We start from the raw sequence: 20334 nt of genomic DNA, 5'->3' as shown, positions 1-20334 counted from the left end.
CGCTTTTAAAATTTGAAACAAAGATGATAAATAATAGTGTACTTAAAGGAGTTTTTTTAGTTGGATTAGGCGCTACAAGCTACGGAATGCTGGCAACTTTTGTAAGAATGGCTTATGATGAAAATTATACAACTGCAGAAGTAACTGTTTCACAATTTGTTTTTGGAATTATTGGAATTTTATTAATCAATGCATTTCAAAGAAACCGTAACAACAATACAGCGGTTAAAGCATCTAAAAAAAACAAAACACAATTAATGCTTGCTGGAACTTCAACTGGGCTAACGAGTGTTTTTTATTATTTAGCGGTAAAATTCGATATTCCTGTTTCAATTGCTATTGTTCTTTTAATGCAAACAGTTTGGATTGGCGTTCTTTTAGAATGGTTTTTAGAGAAAAAAGCACCTTCTAAAGTTAAAATTATATCTGTAATTATTGTTTTAATTGGTACTGTTTTAGCAACTAACTTACTAAATTCAGATGTAAAATTAAATCCATTAGGAATCTTTTTTGGATTATTAGCAGCAACTTCATTTACCACAACCATGTTTACTGCAAACAGAATTGCAACCGAAATTTCATCGGCGCAAAGAAGTCTTTACATGCTTTTTGGTGGCGGAATAATGGTTTTAATTTTCGCACTAATTACACAAATAATTCCAAATCAATTTCCAGCAATAGCTGATGCATTAGGAGTTTTTTCTACGGCAAAAGATTTTAATTTTAGTATTTTCTTCAAATGGGGAATTATACTTTCTCTATTTGGAACAATTATCCCGCCAATGCTTTTAAACGCAGGATTTCCTTTAACAGGAATTGGTTTGGGGAGTATTGTTTCGGCTCTGGAACTTCCCGTATCAGTATTGATGGCGTATTTTCTTTTGAACGAAAAAGTAATTCTGCTTCAATGGATTGGAATTGTTTTAATCATCTTGGCAATTGTGATTATGAATGTGAATTTTAAGAAAAAAGCTTAATTTCTATTTAAAACATTTATGCTAATTTCATTTAAATTTTTATAAATTCGTGACAAATCTATTTATCATGAATTTACCTTGGCATTTGTACGGAATGGCTTTTATTTATTTCATTGCGGGAATCAATCATTTTCGAAATCCTAGATTGTATTTAAAAATCATTCCGCCTTACATCCCAAACCACAAGCTCATGAATTATGCAAGTGGTGCTGCCGAAACTATTCTAGGAATCGCATTGTGTGTACCTGTACTCTCCGCCTATGCTGCTTGGGGCGTGATTGCTTTGTTGATCGCTATTTTTCCAACGCATTTGTACATGTATTTTGACCCAAAAGCACATATGGGTTTGCCTAAATGGTTATTGCTTTTGCGAATGCCCTTGCAGTTCGCTTTAATGTTTTGGGCGTACCAATACACCTAAGAGCCATGAACACTTTATTTGACAATTCTGCGGAATCGTTTTTACTTCAGCTTCCTGATGCAGACATTCAATACTTTCCTCAGTTTTTTTCAAAAGAAGAAGCCGACCGTATTTTTAATGATTTGCTACAAAATATCCCGTGGCAACAAGACGATATTCGTGTTTTTGGCAAAATATATCCGCAGCCACGCCTTACCGCTTTGTTTGGCAACGAGGGCAAATCCTATTCGTATTCTAATATCACAATGCAACCGCACCCTTGGTCGCCACTTTTAGTTCAGCTAAAAGAGAAAGTAGAAGCTGTAGCCCAAACGCATTTTAGCACTGTGCTACTCAATCAATACCGCGACGGAAGAGACAGCAACGGTTGGCATGCCGATAACGAAAAAGAATTAGGTATTAATCCGGTAATTGCATCACTTAGTTTTGGCGCTGAAAGACAATTTCAACTCAAGCACAACGAGATTACCGATTTAAAGAAAAGCATAACCCTGGAGCACGGGAGTTTTTTACTCATGCAAGGAACCACGCAACATTGCTGGAAACATCAAATTCCGAAAACCGCAAAACCAGTTGGCAACCGAATCAATTTAACATTTAGAATCATAAAATAACTCTTCCAAAAACGATATCCTATATTCCAATTTTAAAAAACACCACTCATAGAAGTGCTCTAAAAAGAAAAAATTGGAAAGAGCGTAAAAAAAAACAGTATTTGATGAAAACTAATTACTTTTTTTATTAATATTGATATCAAATACAATTGTAATTTATTAATCATTAACAACTTATTTGAATTAATTTTCACGTGATGAAAAAGAGTAACCGAAAAGAATTAAACTGGGAGCAAACAGAAAAACTTGTTGCTATGGCTTTAGAAGAAAAAAATCCTTTTGAAATCATAAAAAAAGAATTTGGTCTGGCAGAAAAAGAGATTCTCGAAATCATGAAAAAGAAAATGCCGGTTGAAAAATTCGAGATGTGGAAAAAGAAAGCAATTGCAAATAAACCGAAACCAAAACCTGTCAAAATTGATGATTTTGATGAAGACTTAGACGGTAAATATTACATAAAAAATAAATTAGACTAATACAGAAAACTCCTGAAATTATCAGGAGTTTTTTTGTTTTAAACCACCAAAAAACATGGTTCACGTTACTAAAAAAGATGATTATTTACTTTTTGAAATTAAAGGATGGCACAAACTATGGGCTTTTCAAAATCAAATTAAGGTTAGTAAAGATCAAATTACCAAAGCTTATCAGGATGAAACTGCAATTAAATTCTGGAAAGGTTTTAGATGTCCTGGTACCGAAATTCCCGGAATTATTGCAGCAGGAACCTATTACCAAAACGGTAAAAACTTTTGGGATGTGTGCAACAAATCGAATAGTATTATTGTAGAATTACAAAATCATACTTTCAAAAAATTATTCATTGAAGTCCCAAATCTTGAAGAAACATTGGCTTTACTCCAAGAGTTCCACTATCAAACATAATATTCCAATTGCAAAACGATAAAAGCCAAACTCTTTTACTTTTTTAAAAACTACAATTGTAACAAATGGGGCTTTACACCGACCAATTAGCAAAATAAAATCTATACAATGAAAAGAATACTTTATTCCTTAGCACTTGCAAGCGTACTATGGAGTTGTAAAACAACAAATGCAGTAACATTGGCAAAAGCCAAAGAACAAATTAATGTAAACATTAACCTAACCGATGTAAAAGATGACAAGGTTAGGGTTACTGTTGCTGCGCCAAAAATAAATGCTGATGAAACTACATACAGTGTTCCAAAAATAATTCCAGGAACATATTCCATCGATGATTATGGCAAATACATCGAAGACTTTAAAGCATTTGACAGTAAGGGAAATTTACTAAGCACTAGCAAAGCAGATGAAAATACTTGGGTGATCAAAAATGCAAAAACATTAGCGAAAATTACTTATTTGGTAAATGATACTTTTGACACCGAAAAAGGTAATGGTTTTGGCAATAACGATGTGTTTTCACCAGCAGGAACTAATATTGATGCAGGAACTAATTTCATGTTGAACATGCATGGTTTTGTAGGTTTTTTTAAAGACAAAAACGACTTACCATACACCGTAAACATTGCCCATCCTGCAAACTTATGGGGAGCTACCTCAATGACTGATCAAGATGCAAGTCAAACCAATGACGTATTTAGCATGCCTCGTTATGCTGAATTGATCGAAAATCCAGTGATGTATGCCAAACCTGACTATACTACCTTTACGGTTGATGGAATGGAGATTTTGATTGGAGTATTTTCACCCGGAGGTAAAATAACTGCAGAGAGCATCACTCCTGAAATGAAAACAATGATGATTGCTCAAAAAACATTTTTGGGCAAAATCAATGCAACTAAAAAATACACCGTATTATTGTATTTATCAAGCATGAAACCAAATGATGCTAAGGGTTTTGGCGCTTTAGAACACCCTACAGCCACAACGGTTGTAATGCCTGAAGTACTGCCAAAAGACGAATTAGTAAAAAATATGAAAGATGTTGTTTCGCATGAGTTTTTTCATATTGTAACTCCATTAACCATTCACTCGAAAGAGATTCATTACTTTGATTACAATACACCAAAAATGTCAAAACACTTATGGATGTACGAAGGGGTAACTGAGTATTTTGCAAATTTATTTCAAATTAATCAAGGCCTAATCACCGAAGAAGATTTTTACACGCGAATGGCTCAAAAGATCGAACACGCATCTAAAATGAATGACACTATGCCATTTACAACCATGAGCGCCAATGTTCTGACAGAGCCGTACAAAGCACAATACCTAAACGTTTACGAAAAAGGAGCTCTGATAGGAATGTGTTTGGATATAATTATTCGCGAAAAAAGTAATGGCGAAAGAGGTATTTTAGACTTAATGCAAAAATTATCTGTTGAATACGGCGCTTCAAAACCATTTAATGACGAAGAGTTGTTTGCCAAAATTACTTCATTTACTTATCCAGAAGTTGGTGATTTCTTGAACACCTATGTTGCAGGACCTACTCCAATACCTTATGCTGATTTATTAGCAAAAGTGGGCGTTTCTAAAACAACTACAAAATCTCCTGGAAATGTATTTTTAAAAGGACAAACACCTTACATCACAGTGAACCAAGCTACAAAAGAAATTTTGGTTTTACCTAAAAATGAATTGAACATCTTTTATACTTCATTAGGTTTGAAAGGTGATGATGTACTACTTTCTTTTAATAACAAAGCTTACAGCTTGGAAAACATTTACGACTTGATTACCGATAGTCAAAAATGGAAAGAAGACGAAACAATTGCTATAATAATAAAACGCAATGGCAAGGAACAAGTGATTACAGGTAAAGTAAAACTACCTTACGAAGAAGTAGAAAGCCTTAACGCTTCAGATTCGACTAAAAAAACACTCAAAGATGCTTGGTTGAAAGGCTAATAAATGAGTGCGAAGTATAAAAAATCCTAATTTAGAAATGAATTAGGATTTTTTTTGTCAAAATATGAAACTAGCATCCGTTCATTCCAACAATTTTCTTTATTTTGCGCGAAAATAACAAATTCAAACTTGTGGTCATTTCTAGGCAAAAATTCCAGTAATTACGCAAAAATGAATTATCAAAAACAATCAAACTCAAATGAAAAAATCAATTTTGGCAGTGCTTAGCGTGCTTGTTTTAGCAGCTTGTTCTAAAACCGAATCAAAAGGCAATGTACATATCACCGGAAACATCAAAGGATTAAAAAACGGAACTTTATACCTACAGCGCATCGTTGACACTTCATTAGTAATTCTTGATTCTATTAAAATTGATGGTAAATCTACTTTTGAAAGTCACTTCACACTTGAATCACCTGAAATGTTGTATCTGTCATTAGACCGTGGAGTAACCAATTCATTAGATAATAACTTATCGTTTTTTGCAGAACCAGGAAATCTAACCATCGAAACCTCATTAGATAATTACTTAGCGGATGCTGTTGTAACAGGATCAAAAAACAATGATGTATTTGAAGAGTATAAAAAAATAAAAAGCCGTTTCACAGATGAGAATTTAACCTTGGTTGAAAAAAAATTCAAAGCGATCAAAAGACAAAACAATGCTGTAGTTGATAGTTTATCAGCCAAACAAGACTCTAACCTTAAACGCAGATATTTGTTCGCAACTAATTTTGCTTTGAACAACAGAGATCTTGAAGTAGCACCCTATATTGCATTATCTGAGATTTACGACATCAACATAAAATATTTAGACACCATTCAAAAAGCGATGTCTCCAAAAGTAGCACAATCGCTGTATGGTAAAAAACTAACCAAATTTGTAACTGCCGCAAAACAGTAATCAATTGCAAAAATTTGCCCCATCATCAAAAAACCATTTCCTTCAAAGGAAGTGGTTTTTTTTTGCTTGCTGCGCAACTAAAATTAAAAAACACAACTGTAGTTTAAAAAATATTTTAATCGCTCAGCAGTCATTACAAACAACTACGTAATATTTAGACATAATTAAAAGGAATTACACTTAATGAACTATAAAGCTAATCAAACAATAAACTAGTACAATTGAAAGCGCACATAGTTCCTTGGATATAGTTCAAAAAAAAACCACCTAACAAAAGTTAGATGGTTTATCGAAGAGCCGGCGGAGGGACTCGAACCCACGACCTGCTGATTACAAATCAGCTGCTCTAGCCAACTGAGCTACGCTGGCGACTCATTACAGGTGCAAATATACAGCGGTTTTTGAATAATACAAATGTTTTTTTAAATAAATTTTCATTAATATTCAAAGCCATTGCAACTGAACGACTTAAATATAAAACAAAAAAAAACCACCTAAAAAGGTGGTTTTTACAATGAGCCGGCGGAGGGACTCGAACCCACGACCTGCTGATTACAAATCAGCTGCTCTAGCCAACTGAGCTACGCTGGCGTCTCATTTCCGGTGCAAATATAAGGATGAATTTGACTTCTCCAAAATAATTTTACACTTTTTTATCGGTTTTTTCGACTACAATTCGTTGATTTTAGCAATCAATTGATTTGCAGTTTGTTCCAACTCAACATTGATTTGCTTGAAGTGTGCTTTTTTATTTTCAACGTTTTTAGCGTTTACTTTTGTAATCAAAACATCAAAAGCAGCAATAGCCTCGTCAATTAAGTTGTTAGTTTCAGTAGTTGGTTTTCCTGTAGTTGAAATCTCGAACAAGTAAACTGCCTCAATAATATCTCCTAAAACGTAGTTGATGTCTTTCTTTAAATTTTTAACGTTTGCCATTTCTATTTATTTAAAATTTGAATTTTAATTTGCGTTTGCAAAAGTACACATAATCTTTCTATTAGCTGCTATGATTTGTAAATTTCTAAAATAGAAGCTTTTCCGTTAAGTATGAACTACTTTAGGACCTAAAACTGTTGCTTGCTTAAAAATAATCTTCGCAACCGCTTCTCTATTTTTTTATGTTCGCTGCAAAATGGTTCGTGTAAATGAAAACGCAATCTATTTAGAGGTTAACTTTTGAATGGCTTGTAAAGCTTTTGGAATGTGTTTAGTCGCCATCATACTATCAAAAATCATTTGAACCACTCCATTTTTATCAGTCACATAGGTCACTCTTCCCGGCATTAATCCAAACAAACCGGTTGGTACTCCAAAAAGTTTTCGAATGGCTTTGTTACTATCTGATAACAAAATAAAAGGCAACTTAAATTGCTTTGCAAACTTTTGATGTGAACTTGTGCTATCGCCACTTATTCCAATTACTTCAGCACCCAATTCCTTAAAATCCTCGTATTGATCTCTGAAACTACATGCCTGTGCTGTACAACCCGGTGTATTATCTTTTGGATAAAAATAAATCACCAGTGGCTTTTGCCCCAAAACAGTCTTACTGTCAAACAAATTTCCTTCGGTATCGGTTGCGGTGAAATGCGGAATTACATCACCTAATTTTAGCTCTTTCATTCTCCTCGATAGGTTACAAAGTTACGCGGCGTTTCGTATAAAACTACTTCTAAATCAAACTCAGGCTTGATTCTTTTTCTAATTTTATCCCAAATAACAACCACAATATTTTCGGCAGTAGGATTCAAATCTTTAAACTCTGGCACATCCAAATTCAAGTTTTTGTGATCAAATTGATTTTCAACCTCCTCTTTTATAATGTCGCTCAAAAATTTTACATCCATAACATAACCTGTCTCAGGATCAATAGCTCCCGTTACGCTAACAGTCATGTCGTAATTATGACCGTGAAAATTAGGATTATTGCATTTGCCAAAAACAGCATCGTTTTGTTCAAAGGTCCAATCCTTTCGGTACAGACGGTGCGCCGCATTAAAGTGGGCTTTTCTCGAAATAGTAACTCTCATATTGATAGTATTAAGGTAAGCGCTTATGGCGCTAATGGACTTTTATGTTCTTCTAAATAATGGTAAAACTCATCAAAGATAATTTTAAACCACACCGTATATAAATCAGGATGTTGAAGCATATCGGTCTTAACATCTTCAATTTTCATCCATTTCCACGCTTCAACTTCTTCGGGATTAATATTCGGTTCGTCATTAGAGTAACCAATCATCACATGATCAAGCTCATGCTCTGTTAATCCATTATCAAAAGGGGCTTTGTAAATAAAATGAAAAAGTTCTTTTAACGGTGTCTTGAAACCCATTTCCTCAAAAAGTCGGCGACTTCCTGCCTCAATGTTAGTCTCGCCCTCCCGTTGGTGGCTGCAACACGTATTGGTCCATAACAAAGGAGAATGGTATTTATGATGTGCCCGTTGCTGCAACATAATTTCGTTGTTGCTGTTTAAAACAAAAACGGAAAAAGCACGATGCAATACTGCTTTTTGATGTGCTTCTAATTTGGGCATTAAGCCTATTTGCTCATCGTTTTCATTTACTAAAATTACATTTTCTTCTACCATTTTACTTTATTATGCTTCCAAAAGTACAAAAAAATAATTTGCTCATGAGTCTTTAACATTCCGTTTTGAATCGTTTATGATGATTCAAAATTATACTTTATACCTCAAGCAAAAATCAACTATTTCTATTGCAAAATAGTATTGTTTTTACAAAAATTATCAGCTGTAAATCTGAGAGAAAATCTTTTAAAAAACTAAAATTGTGTTTTTTTATACCTCTCAAACATCACAGAAAGAATTTTACACGACACAAAACTGACTCACAAGATAAAATCTCTCTTAAAATTAAAAAAAATCTGAAAATTCAAGCTCCATTATTTGAATCGTTGAATCAGCATCAATCCAAAGACAATTTTTAACCGTAAATGTTATTGTAAAACTCGCTTAAACAAGTATTAATTTGTCCTTTAGGCGACACTTTAATTGTAAAAAGCGATTTACATTTGTACTGAAATTAAAAAAATAAAATCATGAAAACAGCTCAACGAATTCTCTGTCAATTGTTTATTGCACCGCTATTCATGCTTACTGCGTGTGCACAAACTTCAAAAAAACAAGCCGCGCCTGTCGTTGTAAGCGCTGCAAACACCATCTCGAAACCAGGAAATCCATATTACTCTAATACTGACCAAACCAAGTTAAAGGTTAGCGATGCAGAATGGAAAAAAGTTTTACCCGAAGATGTTTACGAAGTATCTCGAAATGCCGATACTGAAAGACCCTTTACAGGTAAATATTGGAATACCGACGAAAAAGGAACCTATTATTGTGCTGCTTGTGGAAACAAACTTTTCCGATCAGGCGCCAAGTTTGCAAGTAATTGCGGATGGCCAAGCTTTTTTGAACAAGACAATAAAAACAGTGTTTTTTATAAAAATGATAACTCTTTAGGAATGGAGCGCATCGAAGCCCTTTGCGGAAGATGTGACGGACATCTTGGCCACTTATTTGATGACGGTCCGGAGCCTACTGGAAAAAGATACTGTATGAACTCCATTGCTTTAGATTTTATACCTGATACCAAATAATATGAAAAAAATACTTTTTACCCTCCTACTTTTAACAACGGGATTATTTGCTCAAAACAAATCAAAACCAAATTTAGAAACCATCACATTAGCTGGCGGTTGTTACTGGTGTGTTGAGGCAGTTTATGAAAATTTGGTTGGTGTTCAAAGTGCCGTATCTGGATATGCAGGCGGAAAAACGAGCAACCCTACTTACGAGGATGTTTCTACAGGTCAGTCGGGCTATGCAGAAGTAGTGCAGCTTACTTACGATAAAAATGTCACTAATTTAGATGAGATTTTTAAAGTGTTTTTTACCGTTCACGATCCAACCACACTCAACAGACAAGGTGCTGATGTTGGTACGCAATACCGCTCCGCTATCTTTTACAAGAACGAGAATGAGAAAAAAATTGCACAAGCTTTGATCAAAGATTTAAGCAAAGCCAAGGTATATGATAGTCCAATAGTGACAACGTTAGAGCCTTTGACTGCATTTTACAAAGCCGAGTCGTACCATCAAAATTATTACAAAAACAACAGTTCACAGCCGTATTGTAAGATGGTCATTCAACCGAAACTAGAAAAATTTGAAAAATTATTCAAAAATAGATTGAAAAAAAAGTAATACCACAACAACGCCTTGTCCCTGAGAACAAGGCGTTTTTTTTTATGCAATGGTTGAAGTTCGAGTACTAGCTTCTGAACAATTATAAATTCCATATATTTGTTTGATTACCTTTCCTTTGAAAAACTAAAACTAAAATCACAGGAAATTTTAACTTGTACCAAATAACCAAAAACCATGAAAAAATATTTTCCTTTATTAGGATTGCTCGCCGTGAGCAGCATAAGCTCTGGGCAAACTGGATCCTTAAAAACAAAAATCGACCAAAAAGCCATTGCTTTAGAATCTCAAGTTATTTCTTGGAGAAGGGATTTTCATCAAAATCCTGAATTAGGCAACCGAGAATTTAAAACAGCCGAAAAAATAGCGACTCATTTACGAAGTTTAGGATTAGAAGTACAAACGGGCGTAGCAAAAACAGGCGTTGTAGGTATTTTAAAAGGAGGTAAACCAGGGCCTGTAGTTGCATTGAGAGCGGATATTGATGCACTGCCCGTAAAAGAAAGAGTTGCTATCCCGTTTGCATCTAAAGCAGAAGGCGAATACAACGGGAAAGCAGTTTCAGTAATGCACGCTTGCGGACACGATACACACATAGCTATATTGATGGGAACTGCTGAAATCCTTGCCTCAATGAAAAATGATTTAAAAGGAACCGTGAAATTCATTTTTCAACCCGCTGAAGAAGGTCCACCAGAAGGTGAAGAAGGTGGTGCCAAATTAATGGTACAAGAAGGCGTTTTACAAAATCCGAAGGTTGATGTTATTTTTGGACTTCACATTAATGCGCAAACTGAAGTAGGACAAATTAAATACCGTTCGAAAGGTACAATGGCAGCTTCAGACTGGTTCACCATAAAGTTAAAGGGCAAACAAACGCACGGAGCCTATCCTTGGTTGGGCGTAGATCCTATAGCTACAGCAGCGCAGATGATTATGGGCATTCAAACTATTGTGAGCCGTAATGTTAACCTTTCAGAATCGGCTGCAGTAATTAGCGTAGGCCAAATCAATGCAGGTGTTCGCTCTAATGTCATTCCAGAAGAATTAGTCATGACAGGAACCATCAGATCACTTGACAAAGAGGTACAAAAACTGCTACACAATCGATTAAATCAAGTAGTAAAAGGAATCGCAGAAAGCGCAGGTGTAACAGCTGATGTAAAAATCACCAATCAAACGCTAATTACATACAACGATCCTGAACTAACTGAAAAAATGGTTCCCACACTTGAAGCCACAGCTGGGAAAAATAAAGTTTCAATAACTCCTGCTGTAACAGGCGCCGAAGATTTCTCGTATTTTCAAGAAAAAGTTCCTGGTTTGTATTTCTTTCTTGGTGGTGCGCCAAAAGGAAAACCAATTGCTGAAACAGCACCGCATCACACCCCAGATTTTTATATCGACGAAAGTGGATTTGTATTGGGCATGAAAGCATTATCAAATTTAACCATTGATTATATGGAAATGAACTCCAAAAAATAAAAAGTAATGCCGTTGTTCGTGCTTCAAAAAGCAAAAAACAACGGCATTTTATTTTAAAACTTGACCGTAATTTAAAACCTTACGACATTCTTGATTTTGGTTGAGATAAAAACTAGTTATTTTTTTAATAGGGTTGCAATCATCTGAGCACATTTCTCACCATCAATTGCAGCCGAAATGATTCCGCCAGCATAACCTGCACCTTCTCCACAAGGATACAAACCTTTAATTTGAACATGCTCATAAGTATACACGTCTCTAGGTATACGAACCGGTGATGAAGTTCTAGATTCTGGCGCGTGAAGAATTGCATCATTAGTGAGGTATCCGCGCATTGATTTTCCAAATTCTTTAAAACCTTCTCTTAAAATTTGTGTTAAGAAACCAGGAAAAACTTGTCCCATCTCTACCGAGGTTGTTCCAGGCACATAAGATGTTTTTGGAATATCAGATGAAACTTTACTTTGTGTAAAATCAATCATTCGCTGTGCAGGAGCCTTTTGGGTTTCTCCCGCAAGATGCCAAGCACGTTGCTCAATACTTTTTTGAAATTCCATTCCAGCTAGCGCACCATTTTTTTCAAATGGCTTAAAATCTGCCAATTGCAACTCAATTACAATTCCAGAATTGGCGGTAGCTTGATCTCTCTTTGAAGGCGACCAACCGTTGGTTACCACCTCGCCAAGACTTGTTGCACAAGGAGCAATAACACCTCCTGGACACATGCAAAAAGAGTACATTCCTCTACCTCCTACTTGCTTTACGATGCTGTAAGGCGCTGGCGGCAAATGTTCGCCTCTATAATCACAACTGTACTGAATACTATCAATCAATGTTTGCGGATGCTCAGCACGTACGCCTAAAGCAAAAGGCTTAGCTTCTATAAAAATCTTTTTTCTATCTAATAATTCAAAAATATCTCGAGCAGAATGACCGGTTGCTAAAATAATTTTTTGAGCTAAAATGGTATCGCCATTTTGGGTTACAATTCCTTCAACCTCATTGTTTTTCACTAAAATATCTGTCACCCGAGTTTCAAATAAAACCTGACCGCCACATTCGATAATTTTTTCGCGCATATCTTGAATAATCTGTGGCAACTTATTGGTACCAATATGCGGATGCGCATTGACCAAAATATCTGGCGATGCCCCAAATGCCACAAACAATTCTAAAACTCGGGTAACATCGCCTCGTTTTTTAGAGCGAGTATATAATTTACCGTCAGAGTATGTCCCTGCCCCACCTTCTCCAAAGCAATAATTAGAATCTTCATCAACAATATGGTCTCGATTTATCGCTTTTAAATCTCTGCGTCGTCCGCGAACGTCCTTGCCTCTTTCAATTACAATTGGCTTTAAACCCAATTCAATCAATTGCAAAGCAGCAAAAAGGCCTGCTGGACCTGCACCAACCACAATAACCTCTTGAGCAGAAGTTACATTGGGATAGTCTGGAAGTTGCACCTTTTGCTCTTGAAACAGCTCACCTTTTAAAAAAATTGACAGTTTAAGGTTTATTTTGATGGCCTTTTGGCGCGCATCAATTGACCTCTTTAAAACTATAACATGATCAATATCTTGAATAGCAACTTTGATTTGTTTAGACAAATGAGTTTTTAAGAGCGACTCACTTGCTGCGGTTTCGGGAGAGACTTGTAATAAGAGTTCTTGCGGCATTTTTTTTAACGTATTGGATTCTTTAAATTCCTAAATAGTATTTTTCAACACAGAATTAATGTGCAAAAGTACTATTTTGAACCGACATCTAGTAGCGCTCCAATAAAGGCTTTTGAAAATAGGGAAAGACTCCCTTTTTAAAATAGTCTTTGTACCTTTGGCACTCGAAAAATATCAAGCACCAAAACGATCCAAAATGTCAAGAAAAATAAAATTAATTTGGGATTTCCGCGGACCGGCAGCAGCCAAAACAGCTGAACACCACGAAATCCATTTAAAAGAATACATTCAAATCGAAAAACTACCCTTATCTATAACCGGATTCACGGTACAAGGCGAAATGCAAGCCATTGCTTTTATGGTTGTTACCGATGAACACATGATTGCCGTTCGCGATGCACTAAAACCTCATCGTGGCGAGTTGTACCAAGAATAAATTAGGACAAACTGTTGATCACTTCTACAAATAATTGGCTTAATTTTTCATCGGCTTTGCCAGCTATTGCAATGATTTCAGCTATATCAACAGGTTTTAAATTATCTGGATCGCATTCATCAGTTATTACACTTACGGCAGCGCAAGGCAGTTTTAACTGATTAGCTACTATTACCTCTGGCGTTGTGCTCATCCCTACCATGTCAGCACCAATGCGACCTAAATAGCGGTATTCCGCACGGGTTTCAAGTTGCGGTCCGTAGACAGAAGCATATACTCCCTTTTTTAATTCAAGAGATGATTTTTCAGCTATTTGTTGAAACCTCTCATTCAAAAAGCTATCATAAGGCGCACTCATATCTGGAAAAATCCCTCCGTATTCAAAACTATTTAATCCCGAAAGGGGGCTACCTCCTTGCAAATTGATATGGTCGTCTAGTAAAATTAAATCGCCTTTTTTAAAAGCACTATTTATTCCGCCGGCAGCATTGCTCAATAACAAATGCTTTACTCCCAATTGATGCAATACTCGGATAGGAAAAGTCACTTGCTGCAAAGAATACCCCTCGTAAAGATGAAAACGGCCTTGCATGGCAATTACTTTTTTTTCGCCAATTGTTCCAATTACTAGTTTGCCTTTGTGAAATTCAACGGTCGAAACAGGAAAATGCGGAATATCAGCATAATCAATGGTCTGCTCAACTACCAGATGGTCTAAAAATTTTCCTAAACCTGTTCCTAAAACCACTGCTATTGAAGGACTTGTAATTCCTTTTGAAACTAAAAATTCTGTTGATTCTAAAATCTTTTGTAAATATGTCATATTATAAAACTATTATTGGTAAATCTCGTAAATAATAATAAATTTACGAAAACAATGCTATGAAAAATATAATATTTGTCCTTTGTTTTGTTCAAGTCGCATTGGCGCAGCCGAAAAATTATGTGAAAATTTCGCAAGATTTTATTGAAGCTGCTAAATATGGCGACACTACTACAGTTGCTTTGATCGAGTCTATTGCAAAAGCAGATGAAAAAGAATTACTTGCTCAATTGAGTACAGATGATCTTAAGAAAGCCTTCTTCATCAACCTTTATAACGGGTTTACTAATTATGCTTTAAAAAAAGATCCTGAAAAATATAAAAGTCGCAACTCCTTTTTTAAATCGAAGCAATTTGTAGTTGCTGGAAACAAATTGAGTTTAGACATGATTGAACACGGTTTTTTAAGAAAATCAAGTATCAAATTGAGTTATGGAAAACTTTCGAAGTTGTTTCCGACCCAATTAGAGAAAAAATACCGTGTAGAAAAGGTGGATTATAGAATTCATTTCAGCCTAAATTGTGGCGCAAAAAGTTGTCCACCAATTTTCTCCTACGATCCTGCCAAAATAAACGAGCAACTTGACGTAGCTACTAAAAGTTATTTGAGTAACGATGCGCGTTTTGACAAGGATAAAAATACGTTGCATCTACCTATATTGATGAGTTGGTTTCGGGGAGATTTTGGAAACAAAAAAGGCATTTTAAAAATTTGTGAAGATTTAAAAATCATTCCCAAAGGCACAAAACCAAAATTAAAATACAACGATTACGATTGGAGTTTATTTCTAGAAAATTTTAAATACTAAAAACTGAGATGGATAAAAATTATTACAACGCAGATGACCTCAAAAAATTTGGCAATATCGTTGAATTTCAAAAAGAAATGGGCGAAAAATTCTTTGGTTATTACGGAGAAGTGTTTAAAGAAGGTGCTCTTACAGCACGAGAAAAATCATTAATTGCGCTTGCAGTTGCGCATGCCGTGCAATGCCCATATTGCATTGATGCTTACAGCTCTGATGCCTATGAAAAAGGATACAGCGAAAGCCAAATGATGGAAGCCGTACATGTTGCCGCAGCCATTCGTGGCGGAGCTAGTTTGGTTCATGGTGTTCAAATGATGAATAAAGTCAAGAAAATAAGTTTATGAGCGAATTTGTAAAAATTAAATTAAAATCACTTAAAGCTACAGCTAATTCCTTATCAAAAGCAGAGCATCAACTGGCAGTTTTGGAACAAAATCCAACACGATTTACACCATTTCATACCCAACTAAATACAATTGGTTTGCGTCCTCTTCGTCCTACTGCTCTTGAAGTTTTTCAAATCAATTTGGGCAAAATGTGCAATCAAGTTTGTACGCATTGCCATGTCGATGCAGGTCCGGATCGAAAGGAAATTATGACCAAGGAAACAATGGAAACGATCATTGAAGTGCTCAAAGCCAATCCTACTTTTAAAATTGTAGACATGACTGGTGGCGCTCCTGAAATGAATCCACAATTTAGATGGTTTGTCGAAGAAGTAAGTAAACTTGGAATTCAAATGTACGTGCGCTGCAATTTGACTATCATTACGGCCAACAAAAAATACAACGACTTACCTGAGTTTTTCAAAAAACACAAAATTGAAGTCATTTCATCTTTGCCGTTTTATTCGAAAAATAGAACTGACAAACAACGCGGTGATGGTGTTTTTGAAAGTTCTATCAAAGCTTTGCAAATGCTAAACGAGGTAGGCTATGGTAAAGAAGACTCCGAATTAAAATTAAATTTGGTTTACAATCCTGCGGGAGCCTTTTTACCGCCAGATCAAAATGCTCTAGAAAAAGAATACAAAACGGCACTTGCTAATGATTTTGGAATTAGTTTTAACAACCTATTTGCCATTACCAATTTGCCTGTAAGTCGCTATCTTGATTATTTGATCACATCTGAAAATTACGAAGATTATATGACCAAATTAATCGATGCCTTTAATCCAACGGCCGCAGAAAATGTAATGTGTAGAAACACAATTTCAATAGGTTGGGACGGCTTTATTTACGACTGTGATTTTAATCAAATGTTAGAACTAAAAGTGAGTAACCCAACAACACAACACATCAGTACTTTTAATGCAAATGCGTTGCAAGATCGCTCTATAATTGTAAACAACCACTGTTACGGTTGTACAGCTGGTTCTGGAAGTAGTTGCGGAGGAGCTGTTGCATAGCGCAACGTTTCTTAAAAGGATTCTTTGAAACGAAATTTAAAACTTAAAATTAATAATAAGAAGAAATACAATCGAATGGAAAATTATTTAGACGCTACCGTCAACCTTTACCGCGATGCCGCCTTAACACCTGACGTAGGATTGTGCTGCACGACTACACCTATTTGGAAATTCCCTGGTTTGGAGATTCCAAAAATCATGCAAGAAATGAACTATGGCTGCGGAAGTACTATCTCTGCCCAAGACTTAATTAACAATCCAAAAATTCTTTATGTTGGAGTTGGTGGTGGAATGGAATTACTACAATTTGCTTATTTTTCTCGCCAAAAAGCTGGTGTAATTGGTGTAGATGTAGTCGATGAAATGCTTGAAGCTTCTCGCCAGAATTTTATTGTTGCCGAACAAGAAAATGATTGGTTTAAAAGCGAGTTTGTTGAACTAAAAAAAGGAGATGCTTTAAACTTGCCTATCGAAGATGAAAGTATAGATATTGCAGCCCAAAACTGCTTGTTTAATATTTTCAAAACAGATGATTTGAAGAAAGCATTAGAAGAAATGTATCGTGTGCTAAAGCCTGGTGGCCGATTGGTTATGAGTGATCCTACTTGTGAGCAAGAAATGAACGAAACCCTACGTAATGATGACCACTTAAGAGCTTTGTGCCTTAGCGGAAGTATCCCAATTAAAGAGTATATCAAAATGTTAACTGATGTAGGTTTTGGAACTATCGAAATTAGAGGAAGAAGACCGTACCGAATTTTAGATCCTGCAAATTATGCGACAGACGAACTAATTTTTATTGAAAGTATCGAAGTTTGCGCCATCAAAGACCAAATGCCAAGTGATGGACCGTGCGTTTTTACTGGGAAAGCGGCAATTTATTATGGTACAGAGGCTTACTTTGATGATAAAAAAGGACATACTTTATTAAAAAATCAGCCTCTTGCAGTATGCGATAAAACAGCTCAAGCGCTGGCAGACCTAAACAGAAGTGATATTTACATCAGCGAGTCGACGTTTCATTATAACGGAGGCGGTTGTTGTTAACCCTAACGAGCTGCAGTTTTAGTCCAACTGCAGCTTTTTAATTTTAAATTATGCAGCAAAAAAATGCAATTATTTTATTTACTAAGAATCCAGAATTAGGCAAAGTAAAAACTCGCTTGGCTAAAACGATTGGAAATGAGAAAGCTTTAGCAATTTATAAAAAACTATTGCACCATACTCAGGCAATTGTTACCCCAATTACTGCTGATAAATTCCTTTTTTATTCTGATGCAATTGTACAAAGCGACCAATGGCCGGAAACCGAATTTCACAAAAAAGTGCAACACGGTTCGGGTTTAGGAGAGCGAATGAATGCTGCTTTTCAAGAAATTTTTAGCTTGGGTTATACCTCAGTTTGTATCATTGGTAGCGATTGCTTTGAACTGACCTCTACAATTATTGAAGATGCTTTTACTCAACTTGAAAAATACGATACAGTGATAGGCCCTACTTTTGACGGTGGATATTATTTATTGGGTATGAAAAAACGACATGAATTCGTTTTTTTAAATAAAACTTGGAGTACTGAAACAGTTTACTCTGACACAATTACTGATGTGAAAGAAAATAATCTAACTTATTTTGACCTTCCAAAATTAACAGATATTGACGAAGAGAAAGACTTACCGCATATTTGGAAATAATTGCCTATGTATTATTTTTTTAAACTAGCAGCTTCTGTGGCCTTGCCATTGTACACCAAAAAAACGATAGCGCGTTTTCATGAGCCTTTTGTAGCAAATCAACCTACCATTTTAGCAAGTAATCATCCAAATTCTTTTTTTGATGCTATCGCGATTGCTGTACACTACCCGCAACCCATTTATTTTTTGGCGCGAGGCGATGCGTTTAAAAAGCCTTTGGTGGCACAATTTTTAAATGCCTTGCATCTAATTCCTATTTACCGCTTGAGCGAAGGGAAAGAGAACTTGAGTAAAAACACTGACACGTTTCAAACTTGTATCGATTTACTCCAGCAGAATCAAACTATTTTAATTTTCTCAGAAGGAATTTGCAAAAACGAATGGCAGTTACGTCCATTGAAAAAAGGAACTGCTCGATTAGCGCTAATGGCAGCTGAGGCAGGATTAAAAAACTTACGTGTTCAACCTGCTGCCATCAATTATTCATCATTCAACAAAAACCCGAAAGAAGTTGAAATACATTTTAATCCAACCTTTTCGATTGATAAAAAAATACGAGAAAACGAAGCAGTTTTTTTCAATGATTTCAACCAACAATTAAAAACAGGTATGACCACTAATTTGTTGGTAAAAAGTAATACAAAGGATATTGAATTATTTCCAAAGCAAGCAATCTTACAAGCAAAATTTATAAGGTACATTGTTGCAATACCAGCCTTTATCGGTTTTTTGGCTAACTATGGAATTTATTACACCCTTAAAAAAATAGCCTTGCGAAAAACTGAGAATACCGTTTTTTACGACTCCGTGTTGTTTGGTCTACTGTTAGTATTATATCCAATTTTGGTTTCTTTTCTGGCTATATTTACGGGAGTAATTTTTAATTGGAATGCAGCGTTGATGCTTTTTATAGGCATGCCCCTAAGCGCTTGGTTTTACAAAACCTATAAAAGTTTGTAATTACTTTACCTTACTTAAAGCTAGCATTTTAATCATCCATCGCGGTAATGGCTTTTCTTGATTTCTTTTGCGAAGGTCTAAATACCAACCTATTTTTTTTAGAATGGGAACTTTGTGCGTTTCTACCAATTCAATTAAAGTACCATCTGGATCTTCGATATAACAAAATCTACCTGAGGCATTATCCATCGCGAAGGTATTGTTGCTATCTACTGTAAACTCTAATTCGTGAGTAGCTGCATGATTTTTCAAGGCATCCATGGCAATAACATCAAAACAAAGATGGATAAACCCACAATCGCCCCAAAACCTGTTTTCGTAAATTTTAGGTTGTTTTTGATCTAAATTTTGCAGCAATTCAACAGTTACATTTCCGAGCAAGGTATTGAATGCTCCTTTACCTGTTGCTGCTTTAGAAAGTCCTACTTTTCTAAAATTATGACCGTTTTCAGTGCACAAATTATCGTATGTGATAGTATCAAGTCCTAAAATAGTTTGGTAAAAAGCAATTGATTTTTCCATATCGCTTACACCAATAACCGCTCCTACAACGCCACCCAAATCAAAATCATTATTTTGAAACCAATCGGTAGAGGAAATTATTTTAAAATGATTTGAGTCTGTATCAGTTACATAAAAATAAGGTTGACTATCAGGTCCTAATGCAATTGCACTCACTACCAAACCATCTATTACAGAGAGTCGTTGGTACGACTGTTTTAAATTTCGAGATTTTAAAATGGCCGCATTAATCCCTAAATGACCCAATGCAACTTGAGCACCTTGAGTTGGAGTTCTATCTTTAAATTGCCAAATTTCTAAACCTCCACCGCCTTGCAAATTCATAGTCAAAATAGCACGTCGGCTGTATACAACTCCACCAGTATATTGTGTCATTAAACTTGCCTGAGCTTCATCATCAAAAATTAAAACATCCATTCCAAAAAGATGTTTATAAGTATGCATGGCTTTTGTCGCTTGACTAACTCCAATTCCTACTTGTTGAATTCCTGATAAATACTGATGCATAGACTGTTTATATT

Annotated in this window: 24 protein-coding genes and 2 tRNA genes; 17 read left to right on the top strand and 9 right to left on the bottom strand. The window is 35.5% G+C overall.

Translation table 11 applies throughout. The annotated features are described in order from the left end of the window. Positions 1-23 precede the first annotated feature (23 nt). From ACXX8U_RS02510 to ACXX8U_RS02480, 7 genes are all read left to right on the top strand, one after another. Positions 24-977, top strand: a complete 954-nt coding sequence (locus tag ACXX8U_RS02510; protein WP_458564460.1) for a DMT family transporter — start codon at positions 24-26, stop codon at positions 975-977. Between the two features lie 67 nt (positions 978-1044). Further along, on the top strand, positions 1045-1398 hold the full coding sequence (locus ACXX8U_RS02505) for a DoxX family protein (protein ID WP_458564459.1): 354 nt from the start codon (positions 1045-1047) through the stop codon (positions 1396-1398). A gap of 5 nt (positions 1399-1403) precedes the next feature. Further along, the gene (locus ACXX8U_RS02500) at positions 1404-2012 is read left to right on the top strand and encodes an alpha-ketoglutarate-dependent dioxygenase AlkB family protein (protein ID WP_458564458.1); all 609 of its coding nucleotides are present in this window, start codon (positions 1404-1406) and stop codon (positions 2010-2012) included. Between the two features lie 197 nt (positions 2013-2209). Continuing rightward, positions 2210-2488 (top strand): DUF2805 domain-containing protein, encoded by a 279-nt coding sequence (locus ACXX8U_RS02495; protein ID WP_458564457.1) that lies wholly within the window; start codon positions 2210-2212, stop codon positions 2486-2488. 55 nt (positions 2489-2543) lie between these two features. Beyond that, complete coding sequence (locus ACXX8U_RS02490) at positions 2544-2897, top strand: hypothetical protein (protein WP_458564456.1); 354 nt, start codon at positions 2544-2546, stop codon at positions 2895-2897. Positions 2898-3005: 108 nt separating this feature from the next. Then, positions 3006-4868, top strand: coding sequence for a M61 family metallopeptidase (locus ACXX8U_RS02485; RefSeq protein WP_458564455.1), 1863 nt, complete (start codon positions 3006-3008; stop codon positions 4866-4868). Positions 4869-5067: 199 nt separating this feature from the next. Beyond that, positions 5068-5772: a DUF4369 domain-containing protein gene (locus tag ACXX8U_RS02480; protein ID WP_458564454.1), complete on the top strand. Its 705-nt coding sequence runs from the start codon at positions 5068-5070 to the stop codon at positions 5770-5772. A gap of 295 nt (positions 5773-6067) precedes the next feature. On the opposite strand, the gene ACXX8U_RS02475 is transcribed toward ACXX8U_RS02480, so the two are convergent. From ACXX8U_RS02475 to idi, 6 genes are all read right to left on the bottom strand, one after another. Beyond that, a tRNA-Thr gene (locus ACXX8U_RS02475) sits at positions 6068-6141 on the bottom strand. A gap of 148 nt (positions 6142-6289) precedes the next feature. Then, a tRNA-Thr gene (locus ACXX8U_RS02470) sits at positions 6290-6363 on the bottom strand. A gap of 78 nt (positions 6364-6441) precedes the next feature. After that, positions 6442-6708: a hypothetical protein gene (locus tag ACXX8U_RS02465; RefSeq protein ID WP_166136440.1), complete on the bottom strand. Its 267-nt coding sequence runs from the start codon at positions 6706-6708 to the stop codon at positions 6442-6444. A gap of 222 nt (positions 6709-6930) precedes the next feature. After that, the gene (locus tag ACXX8U_RS02460; RefSeq protein ID WP_458564453.1) at positions 6931-7395 is read right to left on the bottom strand and encodes a peroxiredoxin; all 465 of its coding nucleotides are present in this window, start codon (positions 7393-7395) and stop codon (positions 6931-6933) included. Further along, entirely contained in the window at positions 7392-7802 is a 411-nt protein-coding gene (locus tag ACXX8U_RS02455) for a 6-pyruvoyl trahydropterin synthase family protein (protein ID WP_458564452.1), read from the bottom strand. The genes ACXX8U_RS02460 and ACXX8U_RS02455 overlap by 4 nt, the downstream gene beginning before the upstream one ends. Positions 7803-7825: 23 nt before the next feature. Next, a complete protein-coding gene (gene idi, locus ACXX8U_RS02450; protein WP_458564451.1) occupies positions 7826-8365 on the bottom strand; it encodes an isopentenyl-diphosphate Delta-isomerase in 540 nt (179 codons plus the stop codon). A 470-nt stretch (positions 8366-8835) separates the two neighbouring features. Here idi and msrB point away from each other — a divergent pair, with 470 nt between their 5' ends. The 3 genes from msrB (at position 8836) to ACXX8U_RS02435 (ending at position 11485) form a co-directional block, all read left to right on the top strand. Beyond that, positions 8836-9393, top strand: a complete 558-nt coding sequence (msrB, locus tag ACXX8U_RS02445) for a peptide-methionine (R)-S-oxide reductase MsrB (protein WP_458564450.1) — start codon at positions 8836-8838, stop codon at positions 9391-9393. Between the two features lies 1 nt (position 9394). Continuing rightward, on the top strand, positions 9395-10000 hold the full coding sequence (gene msrA, locus ACXX8U_RS02440; RefSeq protein ID WP_236363761.1) for a peptide-methionine (S)-S-oxide reductase MsrA: 606 nt from the start codon (positions 9395-9397) through the stop codon (positions 9998-10000). A gap of 177 nt (positions 10001-10177) precedes the next feature. After that, complete coding sequence (locus ACXX8U_RS02435; protein WP_458564449.1) at positions 10178-11485, top strand: amidohydrolase; 1308 nt, start codon at positions 10178-10180, stop codon at positions 11483-11485. A gap of 116 nt (positions 11486-11601) precedes the next feature. On the opposite strand, the gene ACXX8U_RS02430 is transcribed toward ACXX8U_RS02435, so the two are convergent. Further along, on the bottom strand, positions 11602-13164 hold the full coding sequence (locus tag ACXX8U_RS02430; protein WP_458564448.1) for an NAD(P)/FAD-dependent oxidoreductase: 1563 nt from the start codon (positions 13162-13164) through the stop codon (positions 11602-11604). A gap of 196 nt (positions 13165-13360) precedes the next feature. Between ACXX8U_RS02430 and ACXX8U_RS02425 the strand changes: the two genes are divergently transcribed. After that, positions 13361-13600 carry a hypothetical protein gene (locus ACXX8U_RS02425; RefSeq protein WP_458564447.1) on the top strand — a complete coding sequence of 80 codons (240 nt, stop codon included), beginning with the start codon at positions 13361-13363 and terminating at the stop codon, positions 13598-13600. 1 nt (position 13601) lies between these two features. Here the strand turns inward: ACXX8U_RS02425 and ACXX8U_RS02420 are convergent, their stop codons facing one another. Continuing rightward, a complete protein-coding gene (locus ACXX8U_RS02420) occupies positions 13602-14423 on the bottom strand; it encodes a purine-nucleoside phosphorylase (RefSeq protein WP_458564446.1) in 822 nt (273 codons plus the stop codon). A 59-nt stretch (positions 14424-14482) separates the two neighbouring features. Between ACXX8U_RS02420 and ACXX8U_RS02415 the strand changes: the two genes are divergently transcribed. The 6 genes from ACXX8U_RS02415 to ACXX8U_RS02390 all read left to right on the top strand — a co-directional run bounded on the left by ACXX8U_RS02415 (position 14483) and on the right by ACXX8U_RS02390 (position 19291). Next, on the top strand, positions 14483-15232 hold the full coding sequence (locus ACXX8U_RS02415) for a DUF547 domain-containing protein (RefSeq protein ID WP_458564445.1): 750 nt from the start codon (positions 14483-14485) through the stop codon (positions 15230-15232). Between the two features lie 8 nt (positions 15233-15240). After that, positions 15241-15576 carry an arsenosugar biosynthesis-associated peroxidase-like protein gene (locus ACXX8U_RS02410; RefSeq protein WP_114753010.1) on the top strand — a complete coding sequence of 112 codons (336 nt, stop codon included), beginning with the start codon at positions 15241-15243 and terminating at the stop codon, positions 15574-15576. Further along, a complete protein-coding gene (arsS, locus tag ACXX8U_RS02405) occupies positions 15573-16640 on the top strand; it encodes an arsenosugar biosynthesis radical SAM (seleno)protein ArsS (RefSeq protein ID WP_458564444.1) in 1068 nt (355 codons plus the stop codon). Before ACXX8U_RS02410 ends, arsS begins: the two co-directional genes overlap by 4 nt. Before the next feature lie 75 nt (positions 16641-16715). Beyond that, on the top strand, positions 16716-17687 hold the full coding sequence (gene arsM, locus ACXX8U_RS02400; RefSeq protein ID WP_458564443.1) for an arsenosugar biosynthesis arsenite methyltransferase ArsM: 972 nt from the start codon (positions 16716-16718) through the stop codon (positions 17685-17687). A 50-nt stretch (positions 17688-17737) separates the two neighbouring features. After that, positions 17738-18331 (top strand): TIGR04282 family arsenosugar biosynthesis glycosyltransferase, encoded by a 594-nt coding sequence (locus tag ACXX8U_RS02395; protein WP_458564442.1) that lies wholly within the window; start codon positions 17738-17740, stop codon positions 18329-18331. Between the two features lie 6 nt (positions 18332-18337). After that, the gene (locus ACXX8U_RS02390; RefSeq protein WP_458564441.1) at positions 18338-19291 is read left to right on the top strand and encodes a 1-acyl-sn-glycerol-3-phosphate acyltransferase; all 954 of its coding nucleotides are present in this window, start codon (positions 18338-18340) and stop codon (positions 19289-19291) included. On the opposite strand, the gene ACXX8U_RS02385 is transcribed toward ACXX8U_RS02390, so the two are convergent. Continuing rightward, a complete protein-coding gene (locus tag ACXX8U_RS02385) occupies positions 19292-20320 on the bottom strand; it encodes a VOC family protein (RefSeq protein WP_458564440.1) in 1029 nt (342 codons plus the stop codon). Positions 20321-20334: the final 14 nt, after the last annotated feature.

It is taken from the genome of Flavobacterium sp. GNP001, assembly GCF_054343775.1.
Note: the sequence above shows the minus strand (reverse complement) of the source record. Positions and strands in the feature narration are given on the sequence as shown.

Excerpts from the sequence above, each read along its gene's own strand:
- arsS (WP_458564444.1), top strand. The coding sequence starts at position 15,573 with ATGAGCGAATTTGTAAAAATTAAATTAAAATCACTTAAAGCTACAGCT.
- ACXX8U_RS02425 (WP_458564447.1), top strand. The coding sequence starts at position 13,361 with ATGTCAAGAAAAATAAAATTAATTTGGGATTTCCGCGGACCGGCAGCA.
- ACXX8U_RS02430 (WP_458564448.1), bottom strand. The coding sequence starts at position 13,164 with ATGCCGCAAGAACTCTTATTACAAGTCTCTCCCGAAACCGCAGCAAGT.
- ACXX8U_RS02490 (WP_458564456.1), top strand. The coding sequence starts at position 2,544 with ATGGTTCACGTTACTAAAAAAGATGATTATTTACTTTTTGAAATTAAA.
- msrA (WP_236363761.1), top strand. The coding sequence starts at position 9,395 with ATGAAAAAAATACTTTTTACCCTCCTACTTTTAACAACGGGATTATTT.
- arsM (WP_458564443.1), top strand. The coding sequence starts at position 16,716 with ATGGAAAATTATTTAGACGCTACCGTCAACCTTTACCGCGATGCCGCC.
- ACXX8U_RS02455 (WP_458564452.1), bottom strand. The coding sequence starts at position 7,802 with ATGAGAGTTACTATTTCGAGAAAAGCCCACTTTAATGCGGCGCACCGT.
- ACXX8U_RS02510 (WP_458564460.1), top strand. The coding sequence starts at position 24 with ATGATAAATAATAGTGTACTTAAAGGAGTTTTTTTAGTTGGATTAGGC.
- ACXX8U_RS02485 (WP_458564455.1), top strand. The coding sequence starts at position 3,006 with ATGAAAAGAATACTTTATTCCTTAGCACTTGCAAGCGTACTATGGAGT.
- ACXX8U_RS02410 (WP_114753010.1), top strand. The coding sequence starts at position 15,241 with ATGGATAAAAATTATTACAACGCAGATGACCTCAAAAAATTTGGCAAT.
- ACXX8U_RS02395 (WP_458564442.1), top strand. The coding sequence starts at position 17,738 with ATGCAGCAAAAAAATGCAATTATTTTATTTACTAAGAATCCAGAATTA.
- ACXX8U_RS02415 (WP_458564445.1), top strand. The coding sequence starts at position 14,483 with ATGAAAAATATAATATTTGTCCTTTGTTTTGTTCAAGTCGCATTGGCG.
- ACXX8U_RS02500 (WP_458564458.1), top strand. The coding sequence starts at position 1,404 with ATGAACACTTTATTTGACAATTCTGCGGAATCGTTTTTACTTCAGCTT.
- ACXX8U_RS02420 (WP_458564446.1), bottom strand. The coding sequence starts at position 14,423 with ATGACATATTTACAAAAGATTTTAGAATCAACAGAATTTTTAGTTTCA.
- ACXX8U_RS02480 (WP_458564454.1), top strand. The coding sequence starts at position 5,068 with ATGAAAAAATCAATTTTGGCAGTGCTTAGCGTGCTTGTTTTAGCAGCT.
- ACXX8U_RS02460 (WP_458564453.1), bottom strand. The coding sequence starts at position 7,395 with ATGAAAGAGCTAAAATTAGGTGATGTAATTCCGCATTTCACCGCAACC.
- msrB (WP_458564450.1), top strand. The coding sequence starts at position 8,836 with ATGAAAACAGCTCAACGAATTCTCTGTCAATTGTTTATTGCACCGCTA.
- ACXX8U_RS02385 (WP_458564440.1), bottom strand. The coding sequence starts at position 20,320 with ATGCATCAGTATTTATCAGGAATTCAACAAGTAGGAATTGGAGTTAGT.
- ACXX8U_RS02505 (WP_458564459.1), top strand. The coding sequence starts at position 1,045 with ATGAATTTACCTTGGCATTTGTACGGAATGGCTTTTATTTATTTCATT.
- ACXX8U_RS02495 (WP_458564457.1), top strand. The coding sequence starts at position 2,210 with ATGAAAAAGAGTAACCGAAAAGAATTAAACTGGGAGCAAACAGAAAAA.
- ACXX8U_RS02390 (WP_458564441.1), top strand. The coding sequence starts at position 18,338 with ATGTATTATTTTTTTAAACTAGCAGCTTCTGTGGCCTTGCCATTGTAC.
- idi (WP_458564451.1), bottom strand. The coding sequence starts at position 8,365 with ATGGTAGAAGAAAATGTAATTTTAGTAAATGAAAACGATGAGCAAATA.
- ACXX8U_RS02465 (WP_166136440.1), bottom strand. The coding sequence starts at position 6,708 with ATGGCAAACGTTAAAAATTTAAAGAAAGACATCAACTACGTTTTAGGA.
- ACXX8U_RS02435 (WP_458564449.1), top strand. The coding sequence starts at position 10,178 with ATGAAAAAATATTTTCCTTTATTAGGATTGCTCGCCGTGAGCAGCATA.